Origin of the sequence: Kordiimonas sp. SCSIO 12603, assembly GCF_024398035.1 — a bacterium.
Lineage (GTDB): Bacteria > Pseudomonadota > Alphaproteobacteria > Sphingomonadales > Kordiimonadaceae > Kordiimonas.
Genome location: NZ_CP073748.1, coordinates 2929661 through 2950078, shown reverse-complemented (window position 1 = coordinate 2950078; position 20418 = coordinate 2929661). Strand labels below are relative to the sequence as shown.

At 45.9% G+C, this 20418-nt stretch carries 18 protein-coding genes and 1 other RNA gene; 14 read left to right on the top strand and 5 right to left on the bottom strand.

Annotated elements, in window-relative coordinates:
* Positions 1–80: 80 nt before the first annotated feature.
* Entirely contained in the window at positions 81–1691 is a 1611-nt protein-coding gene (locus tag KFE96_RS13760; RefSeq protein WP_255833130.1) for a fumarate hydratase, read from the bottom strand.
* Between the two features lie 125 nt (positions 1692–1816).
* On the bottom strand, positions 1817–2344 hold the full coding sequence (locus KFE96_RS13755; RefSeq protein WP_255833129.1) for an SspB family protein: 528 nt from the start codon (positions 2342–2344) through the stop codon (positions 1817–1819).
* Positions 2345–2624: 280 nt separating this feature from the next.
* On the opposite strand from KFE96_RS13755, the gene KFE96_RS13750 reads away from it, so the two are divergent.
* Positions 2625–4082, top strand: a complete 1458-nt coding sequence (locus KFE96_RS13750; RefSeq protein WP_255833128.1) for an MBL fold metallo-hydrolase — start codon at positions 2625–2627, stop codon at positions 4080–4082.
* Between the two features lie 51 nt (positions 4083–4133).
* On the opposite strand, the gene ssrA is transcribed toward KFE96_RS13750, so the two are convergent.
* Positions 4134–4526: a transfer-messenger RNA gene (gene ssrA, locus KFE96_RS13745) on the bottom strand.
* A 100-nt stretch (positions 4527–4626) separates the two neighbouring features.
* Here ssrA and KFE96_RS13740 point away from each other — a divergent pair.
* From KFE96_RS13740 to folA, 3 genes are read left to right on the top strand one after another with little or no spacing between them, the layout of a single operon-like run.
* Entirely contained in the window at positions 4627–5421 is a 795-nt protein-coding gene (locus KFE96_RS13740) for a thymidylate synthase (RefSeq protein WP_255833127.1), read from the top strand.
* A 23-nt stretch (positions 5422–5444) separates the two neighbouring features.
* Positions 5445–7322: a HAMP domain-containing sensor histidine kinase gene (locus tag KFE96_RS13735; RefSeq protein ID WP_255833126.1), complete on the top strand. Its 1878-nt coding sequence runs from the start codon at positions 5445–5447 to the stop codon at positions 7320–7322.
* Between the two features lie 22 nt (positions 7323–7344).
* Positions 7345–7824, top strand: coding sequence for a type 3 dihydrofolate reductase (folA, locus tag KFE96_RS13730; protein ID WP_255833125.1), 480 nt, complete (start codon positions 7345–7347; stop codon positions 7822–7824).
* On the opposite strand, the gene KFE96_RS13725 is transcribed toward folA, so the two are convergent.
* A complete protein-coding gene (locus tag KFE96_RS13725) occupies positions 7821–8885 on the bottom strand; it encodes an Mrp/NBP35 family ATP-binding protein (RefSeq protein ID WP_255833124.1) in 1065 nt (354 codons plus the stop codon). The two genes, folA and KFE96_RS13725, sit on opposite strands and share 4 nt — an antisense overlap.
* A gap of 147 nt (positions 8886–9032) precedes the next feature.
* Between KFE96_RS13725 and hflK the strand changes: the two genes are divergently transcribed.
* From hflK to KFE96_RS13685, 8 genes are all read left to right on the top strand, one after another.
* Complete coding sequence (gene hflK / locus KFE96_RS13720) at positions 9033–10118, top strand: FtsH protease activity modulator HflK (RefSeq protein ID WP_247016049.1); 1086 nt, start codon at positions 9033–9035, stop codon at positions 10116–10118.
* A gap of 3 nt (positions 10119–10121) precedes the next feature.
* Positions 10122–10991 carry a protease modulator HflC gene (hflC, locus tag KFE96_RS13715; RefSeq protein ID WP_255833123.1) on the top strand — a complete coding sequence of 290 codons (870 nt, stop codon included), beginning with the start codon at positions 10122–10124 and terminating at the stop codon, positions 10989–10991.
* A gap of 265 nt (positions 10992–11256) precedes the next feature.
* Complete coding sequence (locus KFE96_RS13710) at positions 11257–12777, top strand: Do family serine endopeptidase (RefSeq protein ID WP_255833122.1); 1521 nt, start codon at positions 11257–11259, stop codon at positions 12775–12777.
* Positions 12778–12939: 162 nt separating this feature from the next.
* Complete coding sequence (locus KFE96_RS13705) at positions 12940–13317, top strand: PadR family transcriptional regulator (protein WP_255833121.1); 378 nt, start codon at positions 12940–12942, stop codon at positions 13315–13317.
* Positions 13318–13326: 9 nt separating this feature from the next.
* A complete protein-coding gene (locus KFE96_RS13700; RefSeq protein WP_255833120.1) occupies positions 13327–13875 on the top strand; it encodes a hypothetical protein in 549 nt (182 codons plus the stop codon).
* Between the two features lie 331 nt (positions 13876–14206).
* A complete protein-coding gene (locus tag KFE96_RS13695; protein ID WP_255833119.1) occupies positions 14207–15373 on the top strand; it encodes a metallophosphoesterase in 1167 nt (388 codons plus the stop codon).
* 101 nt (positions 15374–15474) lie between these two features.
* On the top strand, positions 15475–15969 hold the full coding sequence (locus KFE96_RS13690) for a MarR family winged helix-turn-helix transcriptional regulator (protein WP_255833118.1): 495 nt from the start codon (positions 15475–15477) through the stop codon (positions 15967–15969).
* A 49-nt stretch (positions 15970–16018) separates the two neighbouring features.
* Entirely contained in the window at positions 16019–16513 is a 495-nt protein-coding gene (locus KFE96_RS13685; RefSeq protein WP_370650595.1) for a hypothetical protein, read from the top strand.
* Positions 16514–16527: 14 nt separating this feature from the next.
* Here KFE96_RS13685 and serB read toward each other — a convergent pair whose 3' ends face one another.
* Complete coding sequence (serB, locus tag KFE96_RS13680; RefSeq protein WP_255833116.1) at positions 16528–17421, bottom strand: phosphoserine phosphatase SerB; 894 nt, start codon at positions 17419–17421, stop codon at positions 16528–16530.
* 31 nt (positions 17422–17452) lie between these two features.
* Between serB and miaA the strand changes: the two genes are divergently transcribed.
* Together miaA and KFE96_RS13670 are read left to right on the top strand one after the other, a co-directional pair.
* Positions 17453–18397 carry a tRNA (adenosine(37)-N6)-dimethylallyltransferase MiaA gene (gene miaA / locus KFE96_RS13675; RefSeq protein ID WP_255833115.1) on the top strand — a complete coding sequence of 315 codons (945 nt, stop codon included), beginning with the start codon at positions 17453–17455 and terminating at the stop codon, positions 18395–18397.
* A gap of 206 nt (positions 18398–18603) precedes the next feature.
* A complete protein-coding gene (locus tag KFE96_RS13670) occupies positions 18604–20388 on the top strand; it encodes an acetolactate synthase 3 large subunit (protein WP_255833114.1) in 1785 nt (594 codons plus the stop codon).
* Positions 20389–20418: the final 30 nt, after the last annotated feature.

The window sequence follows — 20418 nt, the reverse complement described above, 5'->3', positions numbered from 1 at the left end:
CTATATCTGAAAGTGTCAGAACTTAAAAAAAGGCCAATCGAAATTGATTGGCCTTTTTGTGTTTCTTGTAAATTTAGTTCTTACAGAGCTTGGAAGAAATCGTTGCCTTTGTCGTCTACAACGATAAAGGCAGGGAAGTCTTCAACTTCAATTTTCCAAACAGCTTCCATGCCTAAATCTTCAAAATCGAGCACTTCCACTTTCTTAATATTGTTTTTCGCAAGGATCGCAGCAGGACCGCCAATAGAACCCAGATAAAACCCGCCGTGCTCAGCACATGCTTTTGTTACATCGCGGGAACGGTTACCTTTTGCGAGGCTGATCATACTGCCACCAAGTTTCTGGAATGGTCCAACATAGCTATCCATACGGCCAGCGGTGGTTGGGCCGAAGCTGCCTGACGCATATCCCTGGGGTGTTTTCGCTGGGCCCGCATAATAAATGATATGATCTTTAAAATATGAAGGCATCTCGGCGCCAGCTTCCATATTCGCTTGAACACGTGCATGGGCCAGGTCGCGGGCAACAACGATCGTCCCTGTAAGGGATAAGCGTGTTTTAATTGGATACTGTGAAAGTTCTGCCAACACTTCTTTCATCGGGCGGTTCAGATCAACCTTTACCACTTCTTCAGAAAGGTTTTCTTCCGTTACATCTGGTTGATATTTCGCTGGATCAGTTTCAAGCTGCTCGAGGAAAATACCTTCCGGAGTGATCTTACCTTTTGCCTGGCGGTCTGCAGAACAAGAAACACCAATGCCTACAGGCAGGCTGGCGCCGTGGCGCGGCAGGCGAATAACACGTACATCGTGGCAGAAATATTTACCGCCGAACTGGGCACCAATGCCGAGGTTCTGTGTCATTTTGTGGATTTGCTTTTCCATTTCCACATCACGGAACGCACGGCCTGTTGCATCACCTTCTGTTGGAAGATTGTCATAATCACGAGCCGAGGCCTTTTTCACTGTCGCCAGGTTTTGCTCTGCGGACAGACCACCGATACAAATCGCCAAGTGGTATGGTGGGCATGCAGACGTGCCTAGCGTTTTAATTTTCTCTTCAAGGAAAGCCAGCATTTTGTCTTCGCGCAGGGATGCAGGGGTTTGCTGGAACAGGAAGGTTTTGTTGGCGCTGCCGCCGCCCTTCGCCATGAAGAGGAAATGATATTCGTTACCTGTTGTGGAGTAGAGATCAATCTGCGCAGGTGTGTTATTCTTTGTGTTAACCTCTTTATACATGGAAAGAGGCGCCATCTGACTGTAGCGCAGATTGGTTTCTGTGTAGGTACGCATCACGCCTTGAGTAAGGGGTGCACCATCATCACCGTCTGTCCATACGTGCTGGCCTTTCTTGCCAACGATAATTGCAGTGCCTGTATCTTGACAACTTGGGAGAACGCGGCCTGCCGCAATATTGGCGTTCTTAAGAAGTTCTTTAGCAACAAAGCGGTCATTGTCACTGGCTTCATCATCATCAAGGATATCAGCGAGCTGTTGCAGATGGCCGGGCCGCAGAAGGTGTGCGATATCTGCCATCGCTTCTTTTGCAAGTAGCTCCAGCCCCTTATCATCAACTTTAAGAATTTGTCGTCCGTCAACCTCTATGGTTGAAACATAATCAGAAGTGATTTTTCTGTATGGTGTTTCATCAACACCTGGCTGGAATAGTTTTGAATACGTCCAATCAGACATAAGTGGCCCTTTCTGATGGTGCTCATAATCAAGCAGTATGCACACGAATGGTGCACAGCAAAAATACATGATTTGCTTATAGAAAGGATTGCGCTTACGGGCCAGTTAAAACCGCACTGTCACCACTATTTTCTGCGGAAAGCGTCGAGTGCAACAATATTGTCGCTGCCAGCTTCAGTATTGGCCCCTTTGCTGTCTGTATCTTCTTCTGTAACCGCTTTTTCAAGGATTGGTTCAGCTGCAAATTCAGGAAGATCATCGATTTCTTCCTCAATATCCAGATCAGAAGGAATATCAGATGCATCGTGGAACTGAAGAGCAAACTGAACGCTTGGATCAACAAACCCAACAATCGCATCAAACGGAATAATCAGGTTCTCAGGTGTCTGGTTAAAAGATAGCATGATTTCAAAATAATCTTCATGCACTTTTAGGTTCCAGAACTTGTGTTGAACCACAATGGTCATTTCGTCTGGGAAACGGCTGGTTAGGTGGCCAGGGATGTCAACGCCGGGGGCTTGTGTTTTAAAGGCGATATAGAAATGGTGATCGCCAGGCAGGCCATCCTGTTCTACATCCTTTAAAACGTTACTGACTACCTGGCGCAGTGCTTGCTGTACCTTTGCGTCGTAATCAATAGTGCTCTCAGCCATTTTAAAACCCGGTTTGTTTGTTGTTTTCAGCGGTCTTATAGTCCCATTCCGTAAAGACTTGAAGGGAAAAATCCTTACCTGTCTCTATTATTATCTTAACAATAATGTGCAACAAACATATTTCGGTATGCGTGAATCTGAGAAAAGCTAATTATGTTATGAAATTTTATAACATTTTGTCGCAGCCCAAAACCTGTTTGTCGCAACATCATTGTTTATCATATGCCTTGGATACTTAGTCCCTCTTTGAGGAAACTTAAACTATTTGAGGGGATAGATAGTGGATAAACTTTCCAGCTTTTTACTTTTTTGTGCAGGGATATTTTCTGCGGTGCCGTCCGTAGCAGTTGGCGAAAAAGAAGATATTATCGCGGATAAAGCACTGCAGGCATATGGGGGTGACCAGCTACTTAAACTGCAGTCAGTTAAACTGAGAACCAAATATAAACGCCTTAGTAATGATCAAGGTTATATAGCCGGTGAATTTGATATTATTCACTATGATAACAGTGTGATTATTGATTTTGAGAATAAGCGTAAGGAATTCCGGGTTAGGAACGGTTTACTTAATGACCCTTCAATGCAGCATCATATTTTTGATGGCGAACAAGCATATCGAATTTATGAAGCTACCAAACAGCTTCAACGAAACAGCGGTCGCACATTTACATCGATTGATTGGCGTATGCCTGAACGGTTTGATCCGCTCCTTGCGAAGCTTCTCTACGAGAATAAAGAAACTGCGTCCTACAAAGGAGTAGGGGTAATTGAGGGGAAGCCTGTCGAAAAAATCAGCTTCAAGGCACATGGGTATCCAGAATATACCCTTTACGTTGATGCCAGCTCTGGTCTTATTCATAGAATGACCCGTTCACACTGGCAGCCAGGTGTGGATTTTGCCTATAATTTCATTGATCACAGTAATAGTTCAAGGATTCCGTTTGCAAAACAGTTGTATGTAACTAAAGGCGGGATGCCGGAAAACATCTCTGTGAAACGGGCAGCAGATTTTGATTATGATCTAAAAGGCGCCTTCCAAATTCCAGACAACTATGAAGATATGTCCGCAGGTATAGATACGTCTGATATGGCAGTGGAGAAACTGGCGACTGGGTTTTATCACGTAGGGCAGGGATGGTCTTATACATTGTTCATTGATGCGGGTGATCATTATATTGGTCTCGGTGGGTATGATGGCCTCAAGGACCGATTTGAAGCTCTTCAAAAAGAAACAGGTGATAAAAAGCCTCTTAAATTAGTGGCAGTTAGCCACCACCATAGCGATCATATCGGCGGTACGGGGGATGCGTTTGATTTGGGCGCAACAATTGTTACCACACCGGACAGCCATGCTGCTATTCGCCGGGTATCAGGGAAGGATATTCCAGACGAAAGGTTTATAACAGCAGAGGCCAGAGGCGAAATAGCAGATGGCTTGGTGAAATATTTTGATTTGCCAAATGATCATGCCGAACATCATCTCATGTTTTATGTGCCGTCCCTGAAAATGATGCTGACGGGAGATTTCTTTTTCTCAAGGCAGGTTGCTGGTGCACCCAAAGGCCATGAAACACTCAGAGATTTCAAGGCCGCCATCGAAAAAGCGGGTTTTGATGTGAAATATTTGGCGGCGGAACATAGCAGCAGAGTGTTAACTTTGGCTGATCTTGATGCAGCAATCGCAGATATGGCACCAAAACAGGTTTGCCCTGCATCATGGGAAATCTGCCAAGATTAGACATTGGAAGACTAAGCGAAAAAAAAGGCTCCCAAGCGGAGCCTTTTTATTAGCGGGCCGTTCTGTTGCTAGGTGGCCCAACCCCCACCTGAAGTAGTCAAACCTCAGGAATTTACATAAATGTAGTTTACTGTGACCGCTTACGCAGCAACAGCGAACTCGACGTCATTGTCGTTTGCATTTATAATAAGGTGGCCCATCACAGCGGTGCCATCCTGGGCAAAAGGCAAAACACCGTTCAATACACGTCGATCCTATTTCACCCCCATAAGAAAACATCTGTTTCTTTGGTGTGGTGCCACCAAGATAATGCCAAAAGGCTTAATGGTGGAGGTGCTGGGTACCGCCCCCAGGTCCGCAATACTTACTTAATGCGCCGTTTATTGCCATAGCTACCGAAGCAGCACCCCTGATATAGTGAATAAGTTTGGCAATTAAAAGGCTTAAATCACTTGCGCCTTTAGTTTCAGTTTTTGGAATAGACATTGCCTCAAATGCTCCCAAGGATTATAGATTCCTAAACACCAACTGAGGGGAGCTTTCTGTGCAGCAATATCTGGATTTGATGAAACGTATTCGAGAAGAGGGCGTTTTTAAAGGGGACCGTACAGGAACCGGTACTTACAGTGTTTTTGGCCACCAGATGCGCTTTGATTTAAGCGAAGGGTTTCCACTGGTTACTACGAAAAAACTGCACTTGCGTTCTATTATCCATGAACTTCTATGGTTTATCGCTGGTGATACCAATGTGAAATACCTGAAAGATAATGGTGTTTCCATTTGGGATGAATGGGCGGATGAAAAGGGTGATCTTGGCCCCGTATACGGCCACCAATGGCGCAGCTGGCCAACCCCGAGTGGTGAAACTGTTGATCAGATTAAAAACCTTATCGATCAGATTAAAAACAATCCGAACAGCCGCCGTTTGATTGTGTCAGCATGGAATGTAGCCGATGTTGACCATATGGCACTTCCACCTTGCCACTGTTTATTTCAGTTCTACGTTGCAGAAGGAAAACTCTCGTGCCAGCTTTACCAGCGCAGTGCTGATGTGTTTCTTGGTGTACCATTTAACATTGCTTCATACGCGCTTCTTACCCATATGATTGCACAGGTTTGTGATCTCCAAGTTGGTGATTTTGTTCACACTTTAGGGGATGCTCATCTATACAGTAATCATATCGAGCAGACGGATTTACAGCTTACGCGTGATCCTTTACCGCTTCCTTCACTTTCGCTTAACCATAATGTGCGAGATTTGTTTGATTTCAAATTTGAGGACATTGAAATTGTCGGTTACGAGAGCCATCCGCATATTAAAGGAGCTGTAGCCGTATAGGTGTTGGAGCTAGGGAATTTTTAGTGGGTCGAGAAAAAGATAGAGAGGCAAGACAGCGACTTTTAGTAATCTTGGTAGCTGTTTTGGGGGTCATAATCACTGTTTTTGCGACGCGGCAAGCTTGGCTCAATGTTGAGCAAGAAGCAGATTCCGCATTTGCTTCAAAAGCTGATTTGTTTATTGATCGGCTGCACCGCGAGATCACCAATAGCCTCAATGCTGCTCAGGATTTATACGATTTCTACAATATGTCAAAATCTGTTCCTGAAGAAAGATTTCGCCTTCTGGTCTCTACAAACTCCACTCTCAAGCAGCACAGGTATTTCGTAGCAATTGCCTACCAGTTGGAAATGACCGAGAAAGATGGTTTTCTGAGAGGAATGGAATCTTTCTACGGAAATGATTTTCAGTTGAAAGGCCCGGTTCTGGAGCGAGATACCACAAGGTTTCCTTTAATTTATCCCTGGTCCCCCGATGCTGAGTTGCAAACTCAACTGCTGGGAATGAATATTGGTGGCCATGAACAGATTGCAGCTTTTTTACGTGCGACGGGCAAGGAAGATAAGCCATCAGCAATTTTGCTACCTGATTTTCCCGAAATTGATCAGGGGGCAGAAATATCAGTTCTGTTGGTCAATCCGTATGTGACCAAAGCAGGTGCTCTTTCCTATATCGTTCAGCTGGTTGATCTTCCCGGTCTGGTTAGAGAAATTGCGGATGATGTTGATAAAGAAGGCGAACTGATTATCCAGCTGAATAGCAGTTGGTTCGATGCTGAAGATGATAATACAGCGTCAATTGCTGCAGGAAGTTCGGCCATATTAGATAACAGCCGAGAAGCTGCAGATGATCGTAGAGTTTCTACAGAGCTAACTTTCGGTGCTGGTGTCTGGACTGTTCAGGCATATGCGGTGGAGGGCAGTTTTAGGCCTTCCTATTTGGGAGTGATTGTCACTTTCCTTCTTTCGGCGGTTATCAGTGTTTTACTCGTTTACGCAATTTGGATTCAGTCTGAACGCTCGAAACGTGTGGTGGAAATTGTAAATCGCCGTACCAGAGCCTTAAAAGCCGCGCATGAGGAGCTTGAAGAGCACTATAAACTGCTACAAAACCTAAACAAAGATGTTGAGGAAGCACGCAGGGCGGCGGAAACAGCGAACCGTGCGAAATCTGAATTTCTGGCAACTATGAGCCACGAATTACGAACACCGCTTAATGCTATTCTCGGTTTTTCCCAGTTGCTGGGTGAACAGGCAATCGGACCTATCGGAGATGAACGTTATATCGAATATGCGAAAGATATCCACCAAAGTGGCTCTCATTTGCTTTCGCTTATCAACGATATTCTTGATCTGGCTAAACTGGAATCCGGTAAGGTTCAAATTGAACGCCAGCAACTTTCTGTACGTGAACTTGTTGAACGGGTTCTAACGATACAGGGCCAGCAGGCTGAAGAAAAGGGAATCGCCTTCGGAGCTGAGGTTGACATGAATATGCCCGATAAGGTGATGGGGGATGAATTACGGCTAAGGCAAATCCTTATCAACCTGTCTACAAACGGCATAAAATTTACCCATGAAGGTTCTGTCGGTATTCGGATTATTGAAAAATCTTTCAAGTCGGGCCTCGCTGGCTGGGTGCTCGAAGTAGAAGACACGGGCATTGGTATCCCTGAAGAAAAGCAAGCGACACTTTTTGATCGGTTTACACAGGTAGATACAGCTCTTTCACGGCGCCATGGTGGTGTAGGGCTTGGGTTGGCCATATGCCGTGAACTTGTTGACCGCATGGGCGGGATTATCTCAGTGCAAAGTATGCCTGGGGTAGGAACCACGGTTCGGGTTCATTTACCACTTGAAGAACCTGCGGAAGATACCGTAGATGATGATAGCATTATCTAAAATCTTCTGAAGGGTTCTTTGTATGATTTCCATCATTGTTGCTATGGGCGAAAACCGCGTAATCGGGGTTGATAATGATTTGCCGTGGCATCTTCCAGAAGATCTAAAATACTTCAAAAAGACAACGCTTGGAAAGCCCATCATCATGGGGCGGAAAACCTTCGAATCTATTGGTAGGCCATTACCCGGACGCCAGAATATTGTTATCACACGCAACACGGACTGGGCGACAGAAGGTGTGGATGTTGTTTCAACTATCGAAGATGCCATTAAAACTGCCGGTGACGTTGAAGAAGTGATGATTACAGGAGGGGCGCAAATTTATGCTGCCTCAATGGATTTGTGTGACCGTCTTTATGTTACTGAAGTTGGTTTAGCGCCAGAGGGCCATGCTTATTTCCCTGAAATCGATGAAGATAGGTGGAAAGCCGTTTCGAGGGAAGATCATGGAGCGCAGGACGGTAAGCCATCCTACGCCTTTGTTGTTTATGAGAGGGCTTAGATTGAAAGTTTGCCCTTTAGGGTCTCTGCAATCTCTAGATAAGCTTTGCTGATTGGGTTGTCTGGCTCGCAGGCAACAATTGGCTTACCGCTGTCAGCGCTTTCACGAACAGACATATGAAGCGGAATACCGCCAAGGAAATCGCAACCGATTGTTTTTGCGGTTTCTTTTGCTCCACCGTGCCCAAAAATATAGCTTTCACTGCCGCATGATGGGCAAATAAAACTGCTCATATTCTCAATGATACCGAGGATTGGTACATCTGTTTTTTCAAACATTGTAATGCCTTTGCGAGCATCGATAAGTGCAAGGTCCTGTGGTGTGGATACAATCACAGCACCTGAAATAACTGCCTGCTGTACCATGGTGAGCTGTACGTCGCCTGTACCCGGCGGCATATCAACAACCAGAACATCAAGCGGTTCCCAAGCCACATCTTTAAGAAGTTGTTGAGTTGCTCCCATCACCCGTGGCCCGCGCCATACCACTGGCTGGTCAACATCAATAAGGAAGCCAACAGACATTACCTTAATGCCGTATGCTTCAAGTGGTTGAATAACCTTGCCTTTAATGCCAGGTTTCTCATCGCTTCCCACGAGGGTTGGAACAGAAGGGCCAAAGATATCAGCATCCATTAAGCCAACTTTCAGCCCCTTGGCTTTAAGAGCAAGGGCGAGATTAATGCTGGTGGTTGATTTACCAACACCGCCTTTGCCGCTTGCTACCGCTATCACATGTTTCACGCCCGGTAGATTTGTTGGAGTAGGGGCTGATTTACCGCCAACGCCCATTTTCGGAGCTTCTTTTTGAGGCTTGTTTGCGGAAACCACAACGTTTGCGGCGCTTACACCTTCAACGGTTTTAGCTGTGCTTTCAACAAGCGCGCGAAGTGCTTGCACATTGTCGGGTGCGTTATTTTTGAAATCCAATATGATTCCAACCTGATCTCCATCTACAATCACAGCGCCTAATGCACCACTTTCGACGATATTTTGCTCTGAACCTTCGGGAATAATGGAAATAAGTGCTTCGGTGACAGCTTTTTTAAGCGTATCTGACATTAATTTACTTTCTTAACCGGGAAAATGTGCGACATTCGTTGCAGCTTTCAAGTGCCTAACTTATATAGAAATATAAGGTACGAGCAATCCGGTTAAAGAGGTTCGTACGTAATTAACAAGACATACGGTGCCAAAGGGGAGAAGATTATGCCTTGGCAGAATAACGGTGACGGTGACAAACCAAACCCGTGGGGAAATAACGGCGGTGGTGGACCTCGTCGTGGTGGCGGTGGCGGAGAGCCTCCGCAAATTGATGATATCATCAAAAAAGGACAAGAGCAGTTTAAACAAGCTATGCCAAGTGGGTTCGGTGGTATCGGCCTGATTTTGCTGGTTGCGATTGCTTTTTGGCTCGCGAGTGGTCTTTACCGTGTGGAACCAAACGAGCAAGGTGTTGTTCTTCAGTTTGGTAAACGTACTGAACTTACTGGCCCTGGGCTTCATTGGCATTTACCGTATCCGGTTGAAACTGTGGAAGTACGTGGTGTTACAGATGAGAAGCAGATTCTTATCGGTAGCAGTGTTACGTCAAGCCGTCGTTCTGGACGCCAGACTGTAGCAGCACTTGATGAAAGCTTAATGCTTACTCAAGACGAAAACATCGTTGATGTTCGTTTTAACGTAGTTTGGCGCATTAAGGATCTGGGTGATTACCTTTTCCGCCTTCAAGATCCTGAAGGTACAATTAAAGCGGTCGCTGAAAGCGCAATGCGTGAGCTGGTTGGTCAAAACCAAATCGTGCCGATCATCACAACGGCGCGTGGTCAACTTGAAGAAAATGCTCTTCAAATGATTCAGCGTACGCTTGATGAATATAGTGCGGGTGTTACTGTTCTTCGTGTTCAGATTATTGAATCTGAAGCACCGGATGAAGTAAAAGACGCCTTCCTTGATGTACAGCGTGCGGAAGCTGACCAGCAGCGTGCTCGTAACGTCGCTACAAAATACGCCAATGAGGTTATTCCTCAGGCGCAAGGTAAAGCAGAGCAACTTCTACAAGGTGCGGAAGCATATCGTGCTCAGACAGTAGCGCGTGCAGAAGGTGAAGCTGCACGCTTCCTTTCAGTTTATAATGAATATATTCGCGCGAAGGACGTTACGAAGAAACGTATTTACCTTGAAGCGATGGAAGAAATTTTGGCTGGCATGGATAAAGTTATCCTTGATAGCAAAGGTGGTGCTGTACCGTATCTTCCACTGAATGAACTCACTAAAAAAGGCGGAAAGGAATAAGCAATGAATAATAAACTTATTATTGGCCTTATCGCCCTGTTTGCTATCGTCTTTGTTGGCCTTAGCAGTGTGTTTATTGTGAATGAACGTGAACAAGCGCTTGTTGTGCAGTTTGGTAAAATTCAGCGTCCCGTACAGGAAGCTGGCCTTCATTTTAAAATCCCGCTTATGCAGCAGGTTATTTTCCTCGAGAAGCGTGTTCTAAGCTTGGATGTGCGCCCTCAGGAAGTTCTGGCGGCTGATCAGCGCCGTATTCTCGTTGATAGCTTTGCGCGTTTCCGTATCGTTGATCCTGTACTTCGGTATCAGGCTGCAGCCAATGACCGGATTGCAGCTGATCTTCTTGAGAAGATCATGGAATCAACAGTGCGTCAGGTGCTGGCGAAAGAGCCTATGCAGAATATCGTATCTGGCGAGCGTGCACAGCTTATGCAGCAGATTAGTGATATCACTAACGAACAGGCAAAATCTATTGGCCTGGAAGTAATTGATGTACGCCTGAAGCGTGTTGACCTGCCTGCACAAAACAGCCAGGCGATTTTCCAGCGTATGGAAACTGAGCGTCAACAGGAAGCTGCTGAAAAGCGTGCGGAAGGTAACCGTGATGCGGTTAAAATTAAAGCAGATGCTGATCGGCAGGTAGCTGTGCTGGTGGCTGAAGCTGAAAAGCAATCACAGATTATTCGCGGTGAAGCGGATGGTCAGGCTGTGAAAATTTTTGCTGATGCTTTTGGTAAGGACGAGGAATTCTTTGAATTCTACCGTACCATGCAGGCGTACCGTAAAGCGCTTGGCAAAAATGATACGACGCTTGTTCTTTCACCAGACAGTGAATTCTTTAAACTGTTTGTGAATTCAGAAAGCAAAAAATAAACCTTAAAAAAGGCGGAGGTACTCCTTCGCCTGCTTCGTAAGGTAAGTGCCGGAGGCCTTGTTTCCTATGAAACAGGGCCTTGGGTTTAAGTGGGAAGGGGTTACTCTTGGCCTGAATTGGGCGTTTATCGCAGGGATGTCTCCGTTAATCGCAAGCTACGCTTAATGGGGTTGACCCAACCATAGTTTGGTGATGCCATGTAGAAAGACAGCAGTATGCTGCTTACGGCCAACAAGAGTAATAAATAATATAAGGAGTATGTGCGTGAGCACTTATAAGGTTACAGCGATTAATACACAGGCACCGATGCAGGCACTTAAAGCTGCCATCATCGCGATGCTTGTGATTGCGATGACTACGGTTTCCCTAAAGCCCGTAGTTGCGGCTGATTCTCCAGGTAGCTTTGCAGATCTTGTTGAGAAGCTTCAGCCAAGTGTAGTGAATATTTCCACAGTTCAAACAATTGAGCGTAATGCGCGTAGAAACGGAAACCGTCGTTTCCCTGAAGGTAGCCCATTCGGCGAATTTTGGGAGCAGTTCCGCGATCGTTTTGAAGAAGATGATGAGCCGCGTCAGGCGCGCTCACTAGGTTCTGGCTTTATCGTTGATGAAAGCGGTATTGTTATCACAAACAACCACGTGATCGATGAAGCAGATGAAATCACAGTTATTCTTACTGATGGTCAGGAATATGCTGCTGAGATCCTAGGCCGCGATGCTCTTTCTGATGTAGCTGTTCTGAAAATTGAAGCTGGCAACGGTGAGAAGTTTGAAGCCGTTCAGTGGGGTGATAGTGATAAAGACCGCATCGGTGATTGGGTTGTAGCAATTGGTAACCCATTTGGTCTTGGCGGTACGGTATCAGCAGGTATTATCTCTGCACGTAACCGCGATATCAATAATCGTTCAGATGTTGAATATATTCAGACAGATGCACCAATTAACCGCGGCAATTCTGGTGGTCCACTTTTCAACATGGAAGGTGATGTGATCGGTGTGAACACCGCTATCTTCTCCCCAACAGGTGGTAACGTAGGTATCGGTTTCTCAATTCCTGCAAATGACGCTCGCCGCGTTGTTGAAGAACTACGTGAGTTCGGCAAGGTACGCCGTGGTTGGCTCGGTGTGGGTATTCAGCCTCTCAATGAAGATATTGCAAAAGCGATGCGTGTTGATGTTACTAAAGGCGCTCTTATCACACGTGTTGAGCCTGAAGGCCCAGCAGCTGACGCTGGTATCGAAGATGGCGATATTATCATTGAGTGGGACGGTAAGCCGGTTGTAGACAGCAATTCTCTTAGCCGTCTTGTTAAGCGCACAAAAATCGATCAGGCGGTTGATGTTGTTATCATTCGTGAACGTGAGCGTCAGACAATTCGTGTGAAAACGGGTGAATTCATTAACCCTGAAGCGGAAGAGGAAGAGCAAGAAGAACCTCGTTCCAAGCGTGAGCGTGATAACGACCGTGCCCTTGTTGAAGGTATGGAGCTAGCGCCACTTAACGATAATCTTCGTCGCCGCTACAAGATCGCTGATGATGTTGAAGGTGTCGCTGTTGTGCGTGTTGCACGCAGAACACCAGCAGCTAATGCGGGTATCCGTGTTGGTGCGGTAATCGTACGTGTTGATCAGAAGCGCGTAGACAGCCCAGCTGAAGTTGAAGAGATTATTGAAGAGATTCGTGACGAAGGCCGCGAAAGCGTTCTTGTTCTCATTAACGTACGCGGCGTGTCGGCACACGTACCGCTTCGTCTTCTAAAAGAAAAGAAAGATGCTGATAATTAATAATCAGCACCTTTCGTAAATACCTTGATAGAGGGTCGGTTTTCCGGCCCTCTTTTTTTTGGCGCCGTGTTTTTATAGGTTTTTAAAAAAAAATATCGCCCAGCATGTTGTAATGCATCATACTTGGTAATACATAGTAACTATGTTAAACAAGGTTACGCTATGACAGACCAAGAAAAATTTGAAGCAAAATGGGATGTACAACACCGGAAGGGTACCCTGGAACTGGTGATAATGGCTGCTCTGAAAGGCCGGGATTTGTACGGCTTGCAGCTTCTTAACTTCCTGCATGAGTTTGAAACTGTGACGATTACAGAGGGTACACTGTATCCTCTTCTGGACCGGCTCAAACGGGAAGGGGTAATCGATGCAGACTGGCGACAGGAAGAAGGTGCAAGGCCCAGAAAGTATTACCGACTTACCAAACTTGGTGAAAAGGTGCTTCCCACAGTCAGCGCTCGTTGGCGCAAGTCAGCAGCAGATATTGAATGCATACTGGAGGGCAGACCTTCAGAGCTTAACAAAGCGCAATCAAATTAGGGAGAGAACATGATGTCTGATAGGGAATTGATTCACGAATACCTTAAATCACTCGGTCGCTATCTGTCCCGCCTTGATAAAGCAACCGCCAATGAGGTGATCCGCGAAATTGAAAGCCATATTTATGATCGGCTGGAAGAACAAGGAGCAGAGGTTACAGTTAGCGATATACTAGATAATTTTGGTAATCCGCGTGACCTTGCTAGTGCTTATGTCGATCACATCGTTGATGGCGCGCCACCCCCAAAAGGTTTTAAAGCGATCGAAGCGGTGAAAAGAGGTGTGGGTAAAAGCCTTTATTACGGCACCGCAGTATTTGGGTATATGGTGGCAGCCGCGCTGGTTCTGTTGGGGTTAGCAAAACCATTTTTAGCCGATAGCGTTGGTGTTTGGACAGCGCAGCACGGTGAAGCGTTCGTAGTTGGTATGATATCTAATCAACCGCCGGGAACTGCTGAGCTTCTAGGATGGTGGTTGGTGCCAATTGCTTTAGTGCTTGGTGCGGTAATTGGCCGTTTAACTGGCAAACTGCTCAGTATCCTTAAACGGCAGATGTAACCACTAACTTAAGACAACCGAATAAACCGAACGATGCTCATGATTATAAGTGAGCGCGAACAGGACACCTTTGCCTGGTGTTCACCTAACGATAACGACGCGGCAAGGCGTCCGTAAATGGAGAAAAGTTATGTTTCATTGTGAAGGTAATATTTATTTACGCAATATTTTGCGCAAAAACTTGCATAAATAAATAGAAAGCGATATGCCTGACATACGCAGCCTAAAGTTTAGAGCGTTTGGATTGTAAGTGAGCGTGAACGGGGCACCACTGCCAAGTATTTGGCCAAGAATAACGACGCAGCGTAGCGTCTATAAATGGAGAAAAGTTATGAGACTTATCCTAACCAATTTGAAACATTTCTTTGTCACGGCAACTTTGTTGTTGGTAACTCTTATCACTGCGGCGGTGGCCTTTGGTGTTGATATTGATATGGGCGACAATGATCTTGCGTATAAGCTTGGAGGCGAGGGCCCTCATGTGTTTTACGAAGGAGATAATATTGCTGCGCATTATATAAAAGGTGGCGGTAAAGAAGGCTTTTATATCGAGAAAGAATATATGGCGCCGGATGGCCAATTAGATGCAGAGGTGTATTTCCCTCTTGAGGATTCAACATTTAATCTAACAATAACACCGCATGTGGAAACACCGAAAGCGGTATATAACGATGGAGAGCCGATTGTTGCCATCTCTGACGTTGAAAGTAACTTCAAGACTTTCCGGGATTTCTTGATTGCCCAGCAAGTGATTGATGCTGATCTAAACTGGGCTTTCGGTAAAGGCCATCTTGTATTGGTTGGTGATTTTGTTGATCGCGGCGATTCAACAACACAGGTTCTTTGGTTTATTTATAAGCTTGAACAAGAGGCAAAAGCGGCAGGTGGTACTGTTCATTTTATCCTTGGTAACCATGAGATCAAGAACTTACAGGGGAATTTCCAGAAAGCGGCAGACAAATATTTCTATGTTGCTGCTGCCTTAAAAAAACAAGAGTTTGATCTTTTTGGGGATGATGCTCTTTTAGGGCGCTGGATGGCGAGCAAAAACACAATTGAGCAGATTAACGGATATCTGTTTGTTCATGGTGGATTGCACCCTGATATTGTTGAAGCGGGTTATAGCCTTGATGAGTTAAACACTATTGTACGCAATCAGTACCGTCAGGCCTATGTGCCAACGCAAGATGAAGCCGCAGAAGCGATTTTGGTTCACAGACGTAAAGGTCCTTCCTGGTACCGTGGTTACTTTGAAGCGGATCTAAGCCAGGAAACTGTGGAAAAAGGACTAAAACACTTCGGCGCTAAGGCGGTAGTTGTTGGGCACCAACCGCAATGGTCAGTTGGGAAGCATTATGACGGTAAAGTATTCGCTGTGAATGTTAAGCACCCGAAAGACTATCGGGGCAGTTTCCCTAGCAAACGTTCTGAAGGCTTGCTTCTAAATGGTGTGGATGCGTTCCGTTTGTTGGACGATGGTACAAAAGAACAGCTTTAAGGGCGAAATATAAGAAGGGGCTGGTATCCAGCCTCTCTTTTTCTACTTGATTTGTGCAAAAAATTTCGGAAAAATTTGCGTAAATTAGAGAGGGAAAATACATGTCTGATATACGAAGCCCGCAGTTTGGCGCGATTTTATTCCGAGCGACTGAATTAATCAGTATTCAAGGTACTGAGGTGTTTGATCAGTTAGGTATCAGTTTGCATGCCAACAAGATTTCTATTGTTCTCGCACTTTATACCAAGGGAGCAATGTCTTCGACGGAGCTATCAAAACACATCGGTATTTCGCGTCAGGTTTTGGAAAGCCGCCTGAAAGGGAGTGTAAAAGATGGATTTTTTACATCTTCTCCTGATGGAAAGGATTCTCGCAAGCGGGTCTATGATATTTCGGCTGCTGCCCGCCCTGAGGCCGAGCGGATTGTTGCGATCATGAAAGATTTTGAGCATGTCTATGATGTGATGTGGCAGGAAATCGGTATTGACCTTGAGCAGGGTGTGAAATTGATGGAGCGAGCGCTGAACCGCCAGTCGCTGCTTTACAGACTATGTGATAAGTTTCCCAAATATAATGAAGAACTTATAGAAACGTAGAAGCATAAAGAGATAAATGATGTTGAAACCAATACTTGTTGCTGTCCTCATGAGCTTTCAGGTTCTCTCTGCAAATGCACAGGAACAAGCTTATGCACAGTTGTTGCCGCAATATATCGAATGGGCAAAGGACGTAGATAAAAAAGGATTAGAGCTTGGCGAGCCGCTTAATGAAACTGAGTTAAAACTTGCCAAAGATGTTGGCGTTCAATACCCAGAAAAAGTTAGAGTCATCTATGTAGATGAGGTCCCGTTTCCCTATGAAAACCTGGCGCTGAAAGTCCTTGGTGAGAAGTTGGGACTTGTTGGTCCAGATATTATCAATAATGCACAGGTCTTTGGATATTCAATTTATGTCCGCGAGGGATATAAGCTTGATCGGCCTAAACTCGCACATGAACTTGTGCATGTGCTGCAAATTGAGCGTTCAAGCCTTGATCAAGTGATCGTCCAGCATATTCAGGATGTTGCCAGATACGGTTATAGAAATGCCCCGCTCGAAGTCGAAGCATTTAAGGCGAATATCAAGTATAAGCTGAAGTAAATTTAAATTAGCGGTTAGTTGGAGAAGTCCGCGTCGCTATACCCTTGAAAATAAAGTAGAGCAGTGAGGTCATTATATGTCACCGCTGCTCTGGCTGCTGCGCGGGTTTTTGGTTTTGCGTGATAGGCAACACCAAGCCCTGCCGCTTCAAGCATAGGAATATCGTTAGCACCATCACCAACGGCGATGATGTCTCTTTGCTCCAGCTCTAGCTTTTCAGCTAGTTCATTCAGCGTATCCAGTTTTGTTTGTGCACCACAAATAGGAGGCACGACCATACCTGTAAGCTGATCATCAGCTATCTCCAGAACATTGGCGCGGGTCATGTCAAAGCCAACGCGTTCTGCTACTTTCTCGGTAAAGAAGGTAAAGCCACCTGAAACCAGCGCTGCATAGCCGCCATTTGCTTTTACTGTTTGGATAAGTGTGCGTGCACCACCCATCAGTTCAATCCGGTCTTCATAGCATTCATCCAGCTGGCTTGCTGTCAGGCCCTTGAGAAGAGCCACACGTTCTTTAAGGGCTTCTTCAAAATCTAGTTCACCCCGCATGGCGCTCTCGGTGATTTCAGAGACTTTATCTTTAAGGCCAACAAAATCAGCGAGCTCATCAATGCACTCAACGGTGATGATGGTCGAATCCATATCTGCGAGCAGGAGTTTCTTCTTGCGTTTCTTGGCTGCCTGAAGAGCCCAATCCAATCCCTCAATCTTAGTCAGCGCGGGCGTAAGCATCTCACGGGTGCGGCGGTGATCTTTGGTTTCAAAAATCAGGTCCATCGCTCTGTTTTCTGATAAGATGCGACCACGATATTCGTTGAGCGATAATAAATCGGTTACCTTGTTTTCAATATTTTCCAGTGAAATATCAAACGCGGGGTTGACGACGAGGGTCAAAGCGATATCCATGAAGCACCATCCTGAACAGAGTGAGGTATTTTTGAAACAGGCTCTTTTTATTGCAGGTCCGACCGCTAGCGGCAAGTCGGCATTGTCCTTAAAGCTCGCAAAAGATCTTAACGGTGTGATTATTAATGCTGACAGCATGCAGGTTTATAAAGACCTGCGTGTGATAACTGCATGCCCGAGTGAAGAGGATGAATTGCAGGCTCCACACAGGCTATACCGTTTTATGGATGGTAGTGAAGTTTGTTCCGCGGCTTACTGGTCTGAGCTCGCGATGACAGAAATAGAAAAAGCATGGAATGAGGATAAATACCCGATCGTGATCGGTGGCACGGGGATGTATTTCAAATTTCTTTTGGAAGGTGTGGCGAAAATTCCTGATATTCCGGATGAAATTCGGAACGCAGTTCGAGAGGAAGCGGGCGAGCATGGCAGTGAAAAGCTACATGACGAACTAAAAGGATATGATCCCGTTATCGCGGAACGTTTATTCCCAGGCGATAGTCAGCGTGTTTGCCGAGCGGTTGAGGTGTACCGGGCGACAGGTAAACCGCTGAGTGAATGGCAAAAGAATAATGAACCGGGCCCGATGACCGCGCATGATAAAGCGGGTTGTGCCCATAAATTTATTCTCAAGCCGCCAAGAGATGTTCTGTATGACCGTTGCAACCACCGTTTTGACATGATGCTCGGCGAAGGTGCGCTTGAGGAAGTTGAGGCGCTTATGGAGCGGAACCTTGATACCAGCCTGCCGATTATGCGGGCGCTCGGTGTGCCGTCACTTATCAAACTTATCCGTGGTGAGGTGAGTGAAGAGGAGGCAATCGAAGATGCAAAGATGCAGACACGGCGGTTTGCAAAGCGGCAGTTAACATGGTTTAGGAACCAGTTTTCACATTGGAATTGCCTAAATGCGCAATATTTGGAAAGTGAATATGATATTTTAATGAATAAAATATCCAAAAAACCTATTGACTGAGTAATAATCGTACAATAAAAGGGTTTTATCGACACCAAACCAGCCCAGGTGTTGATACTATGGAACCTTCAGCCCAAGTAGGTTCCAGACTGTGACGAGACCCACCCCCTGGGGGCGCTTTTTAGCGCCCCCAACTGTTATGAGGGAGGCACGAGTAGCCAAAGTGGGCACGTCATCGGGCTAGTAATTGGTATGGACTGAAAGCGATGACACAAGCTGAGGCTACGACAATTGATACGACGACCGAGATGAGTGGTGCGCAGATGATTCTGAAAGCACTTACGGATCTTGGTGTGGAAGTCATTTTCGGATACCCGGGCGGCGCTGTCCTTCCAATTTATGATGAGATTTTCAAGCAGGATAAAATCAAGCATATCCTTGTGCGCCACGAGCAGGCTGCAACCCATGCAGCTGAAGGCTATGCGCGGGCAACAGGCAAGCCAGGTGTTGTTCTTGTAACATCAGGCCCAGGGGCCACGAACGCTGTTACGGGCCTTACTGACGCGATGCTTGATAGTATCCCGCTTATTTGTATTACAGGGCAGGTGGCGCGCCATCTTATTGGTAATGATGCTTTCCAGGAAGCTGACACGGTTGGTATCACGCGTCCCTGTACCAAGCATAATTATCTGGTGAAAGAAACATCAGATGTACCAACGGTTATTCATGAAGCATTCTATGTGGCTACAAACGGGCGTCCGGGGCCTGTGGTTATTGATATGCCGAAAGATGTGCAGATTGAAAAAGCAGCTTATCAAGTTTCCGAGCATGCAGAGCACCGAACGTACCGTCCGCAGATGCACGGCGATGAAACCGCAATCCGTGAAGCCGTTAAGGCGCTTTCCAAGGGTATGCGTCCGATTATTTATTCTGGCGGTGGTATCATTAATTCTGGCCCAGAGGCTTCAAGGCTACTGCGTGAGTTTGCAAAGCTTACGGGTATGCCAGTAACCAGCACTCTAATGGGGCTTGGCGCTTATCCCGCAAGTGATAACCAGTTTCTTGGTATGCTTGGTATGCACGGTACATGGGAAGCAAACCATGCCATGCATGACTGTGATGTAATGCTTTGCATTGGTGCTCGTTTTGATGACCGGGTTACCGGCGCTATTGATAAGTTCTCACCAGGATCGAAGAAAATCCATGTGGATATCGATCTTTCTTCCATCAATAAAAACATACAGGTGGATATCCCTGTTGTTGGGGATGCGAGATCTGTGCTTGAACGCATGATTGCTATCTGGAAAGAAGAAAACTGTTCAAAAGGGCAACCGCCACTAAATGCATGGTGGGATCAGATTAATCATTGGCGTGCACGCAAATGCTTAAACTATGAAGATAGTGAAGATATTATCATGCCGCAAAAAGCGCTTGAGCGATTGCAGCATTTTGTAAAAGATCGTGATGCGGTTATTTCAACAGAAGTTGGCCAACACCAGATGTGGGCCGCCCAGTTCCTAGGCTTTGATCGCCCCAATGCATGGCTTACTTCTGGTGGCTTAGGGACTATGGGCTACGGCTTGCCTGCGGCTATTGGGGCACAAATCGCCTTTCCTGATAAGCTCTGCATTGATGTGGCTGGTGAAGCTTCTATTCAGATGAATATCCAAGAACTTGGCACCATGGCGCAATATAAACTGCCCGTGAAAATCTTCATTATGAATAATGAATTTATGGGCATGGTACGCCAGTGGCAGGATCTTTCCTATGAAGGTCGCCATTCTGAAAGCTATTCCGATTCCCTGCCTGATTTTGTGGCCCTTGCAGAAGCTTACGGCATGAAAGGCATTATGGTTGATCATCCTGATAATCTGGATGCTGCCATTGAAGAAATGCTTAATCATGATGGCCCCGTGGTGATGGATTGCCGGGTTGCCAAGCTTGAGAACTGTTTCCCGATGGTTCCAGCTGGTGCTGCTCACAATGAAATGATGTTACCGGGTGACGGTGTAAGCAAACCAAAAGATGACGAAGCACTCGCTGTCGTTTAATCTGGCACGGAAAGATAATAAGATGGATGG

Coding starts and splice junctions, on each gene's coding strand:
- KFE96_RS13700 (WP_255833120.1), top strand. CDS start 13,327: ATGATGTCTGATAGGGAATTGATTCACGAATACCTTAAATCACTCGGT.
- KFE96_RS13685 (WP_370650595.1), top strand. CDS start 16,019: ATGAGCTTTCAGGTTCTCTCTGCAAATGCACAGGAACAAGCTTATGCA.
- KFE96_RS13670 (WP_255833114.1), top strand. CDS start 18,604: ATGACACAAGCTGAGGCTACGACAATTGATACGACGACCGAGATGAGT.
- KFE96_RS13760 (WP_255833130.1), bottom strand. CDS start 1,691: ATGTCTGATTGGACGTATTCAAAACTATTCCAGCCAGGTGTTGATGAA.
- KFE96_RS13690 (WP_255833118.1), top strand. CDS start 15,475: ATGTCTGATATACGAAGCCCGCAGTTTGGCGCGATTTTATTCCGAGCG.
- KFE96_RS13725 (WP_255833124.1), bottom strand. CDS start 8,885: ATGTCAGATACGCTTAAAAAAGCTGTCACCGAAGCACTTATTTCCATT.
- serB (WP_255833116.1), bottom strand. CDS start 17,421: ATGGATATCGCTTTGACCCTCGTCGTCAACCCCGCGTTTGATATTTCA.
- folA (WP_255833125.1), top strand. CDS start 7,345: ATGATTTCCATCATTGTTGCTATGGGCGAAAACCGCGTAATCGGGGTT.
- KFE96_RS13695 (WP_255833119.1), top strand. CDS start 14,207: ATGAGACTTATCCTAACCAATTTGAAACATTTCTTTGTCACGGCAACT.
- hflK (WP_247016049.1), top strand. CDS start 9,033: ATGCCTTGGCAGAATAACGGTGACGGTGACAAACCAAACCCGTGGGGA.
- KFE96_RS13705 (WP_255833121.1), top strand. CDS start 12,940: ATGACAGACCAAGAAAAATTTGAAGCAAAATGGGATGTACAACACCGG.
- KFE96_RS13755 (WP_255833129.1), bottom strand. CDS start 2,344: ATGGCTGAGAGCACTATTGATTACGACGCAAAGGTACAGCAAGCACTG.
- hflC (WP_255833123.1), top strand. CDS start 10,122: ATGAATAATAAACTTATTATTGGCCTTATCGCCCTGTTTGCTATCGTC.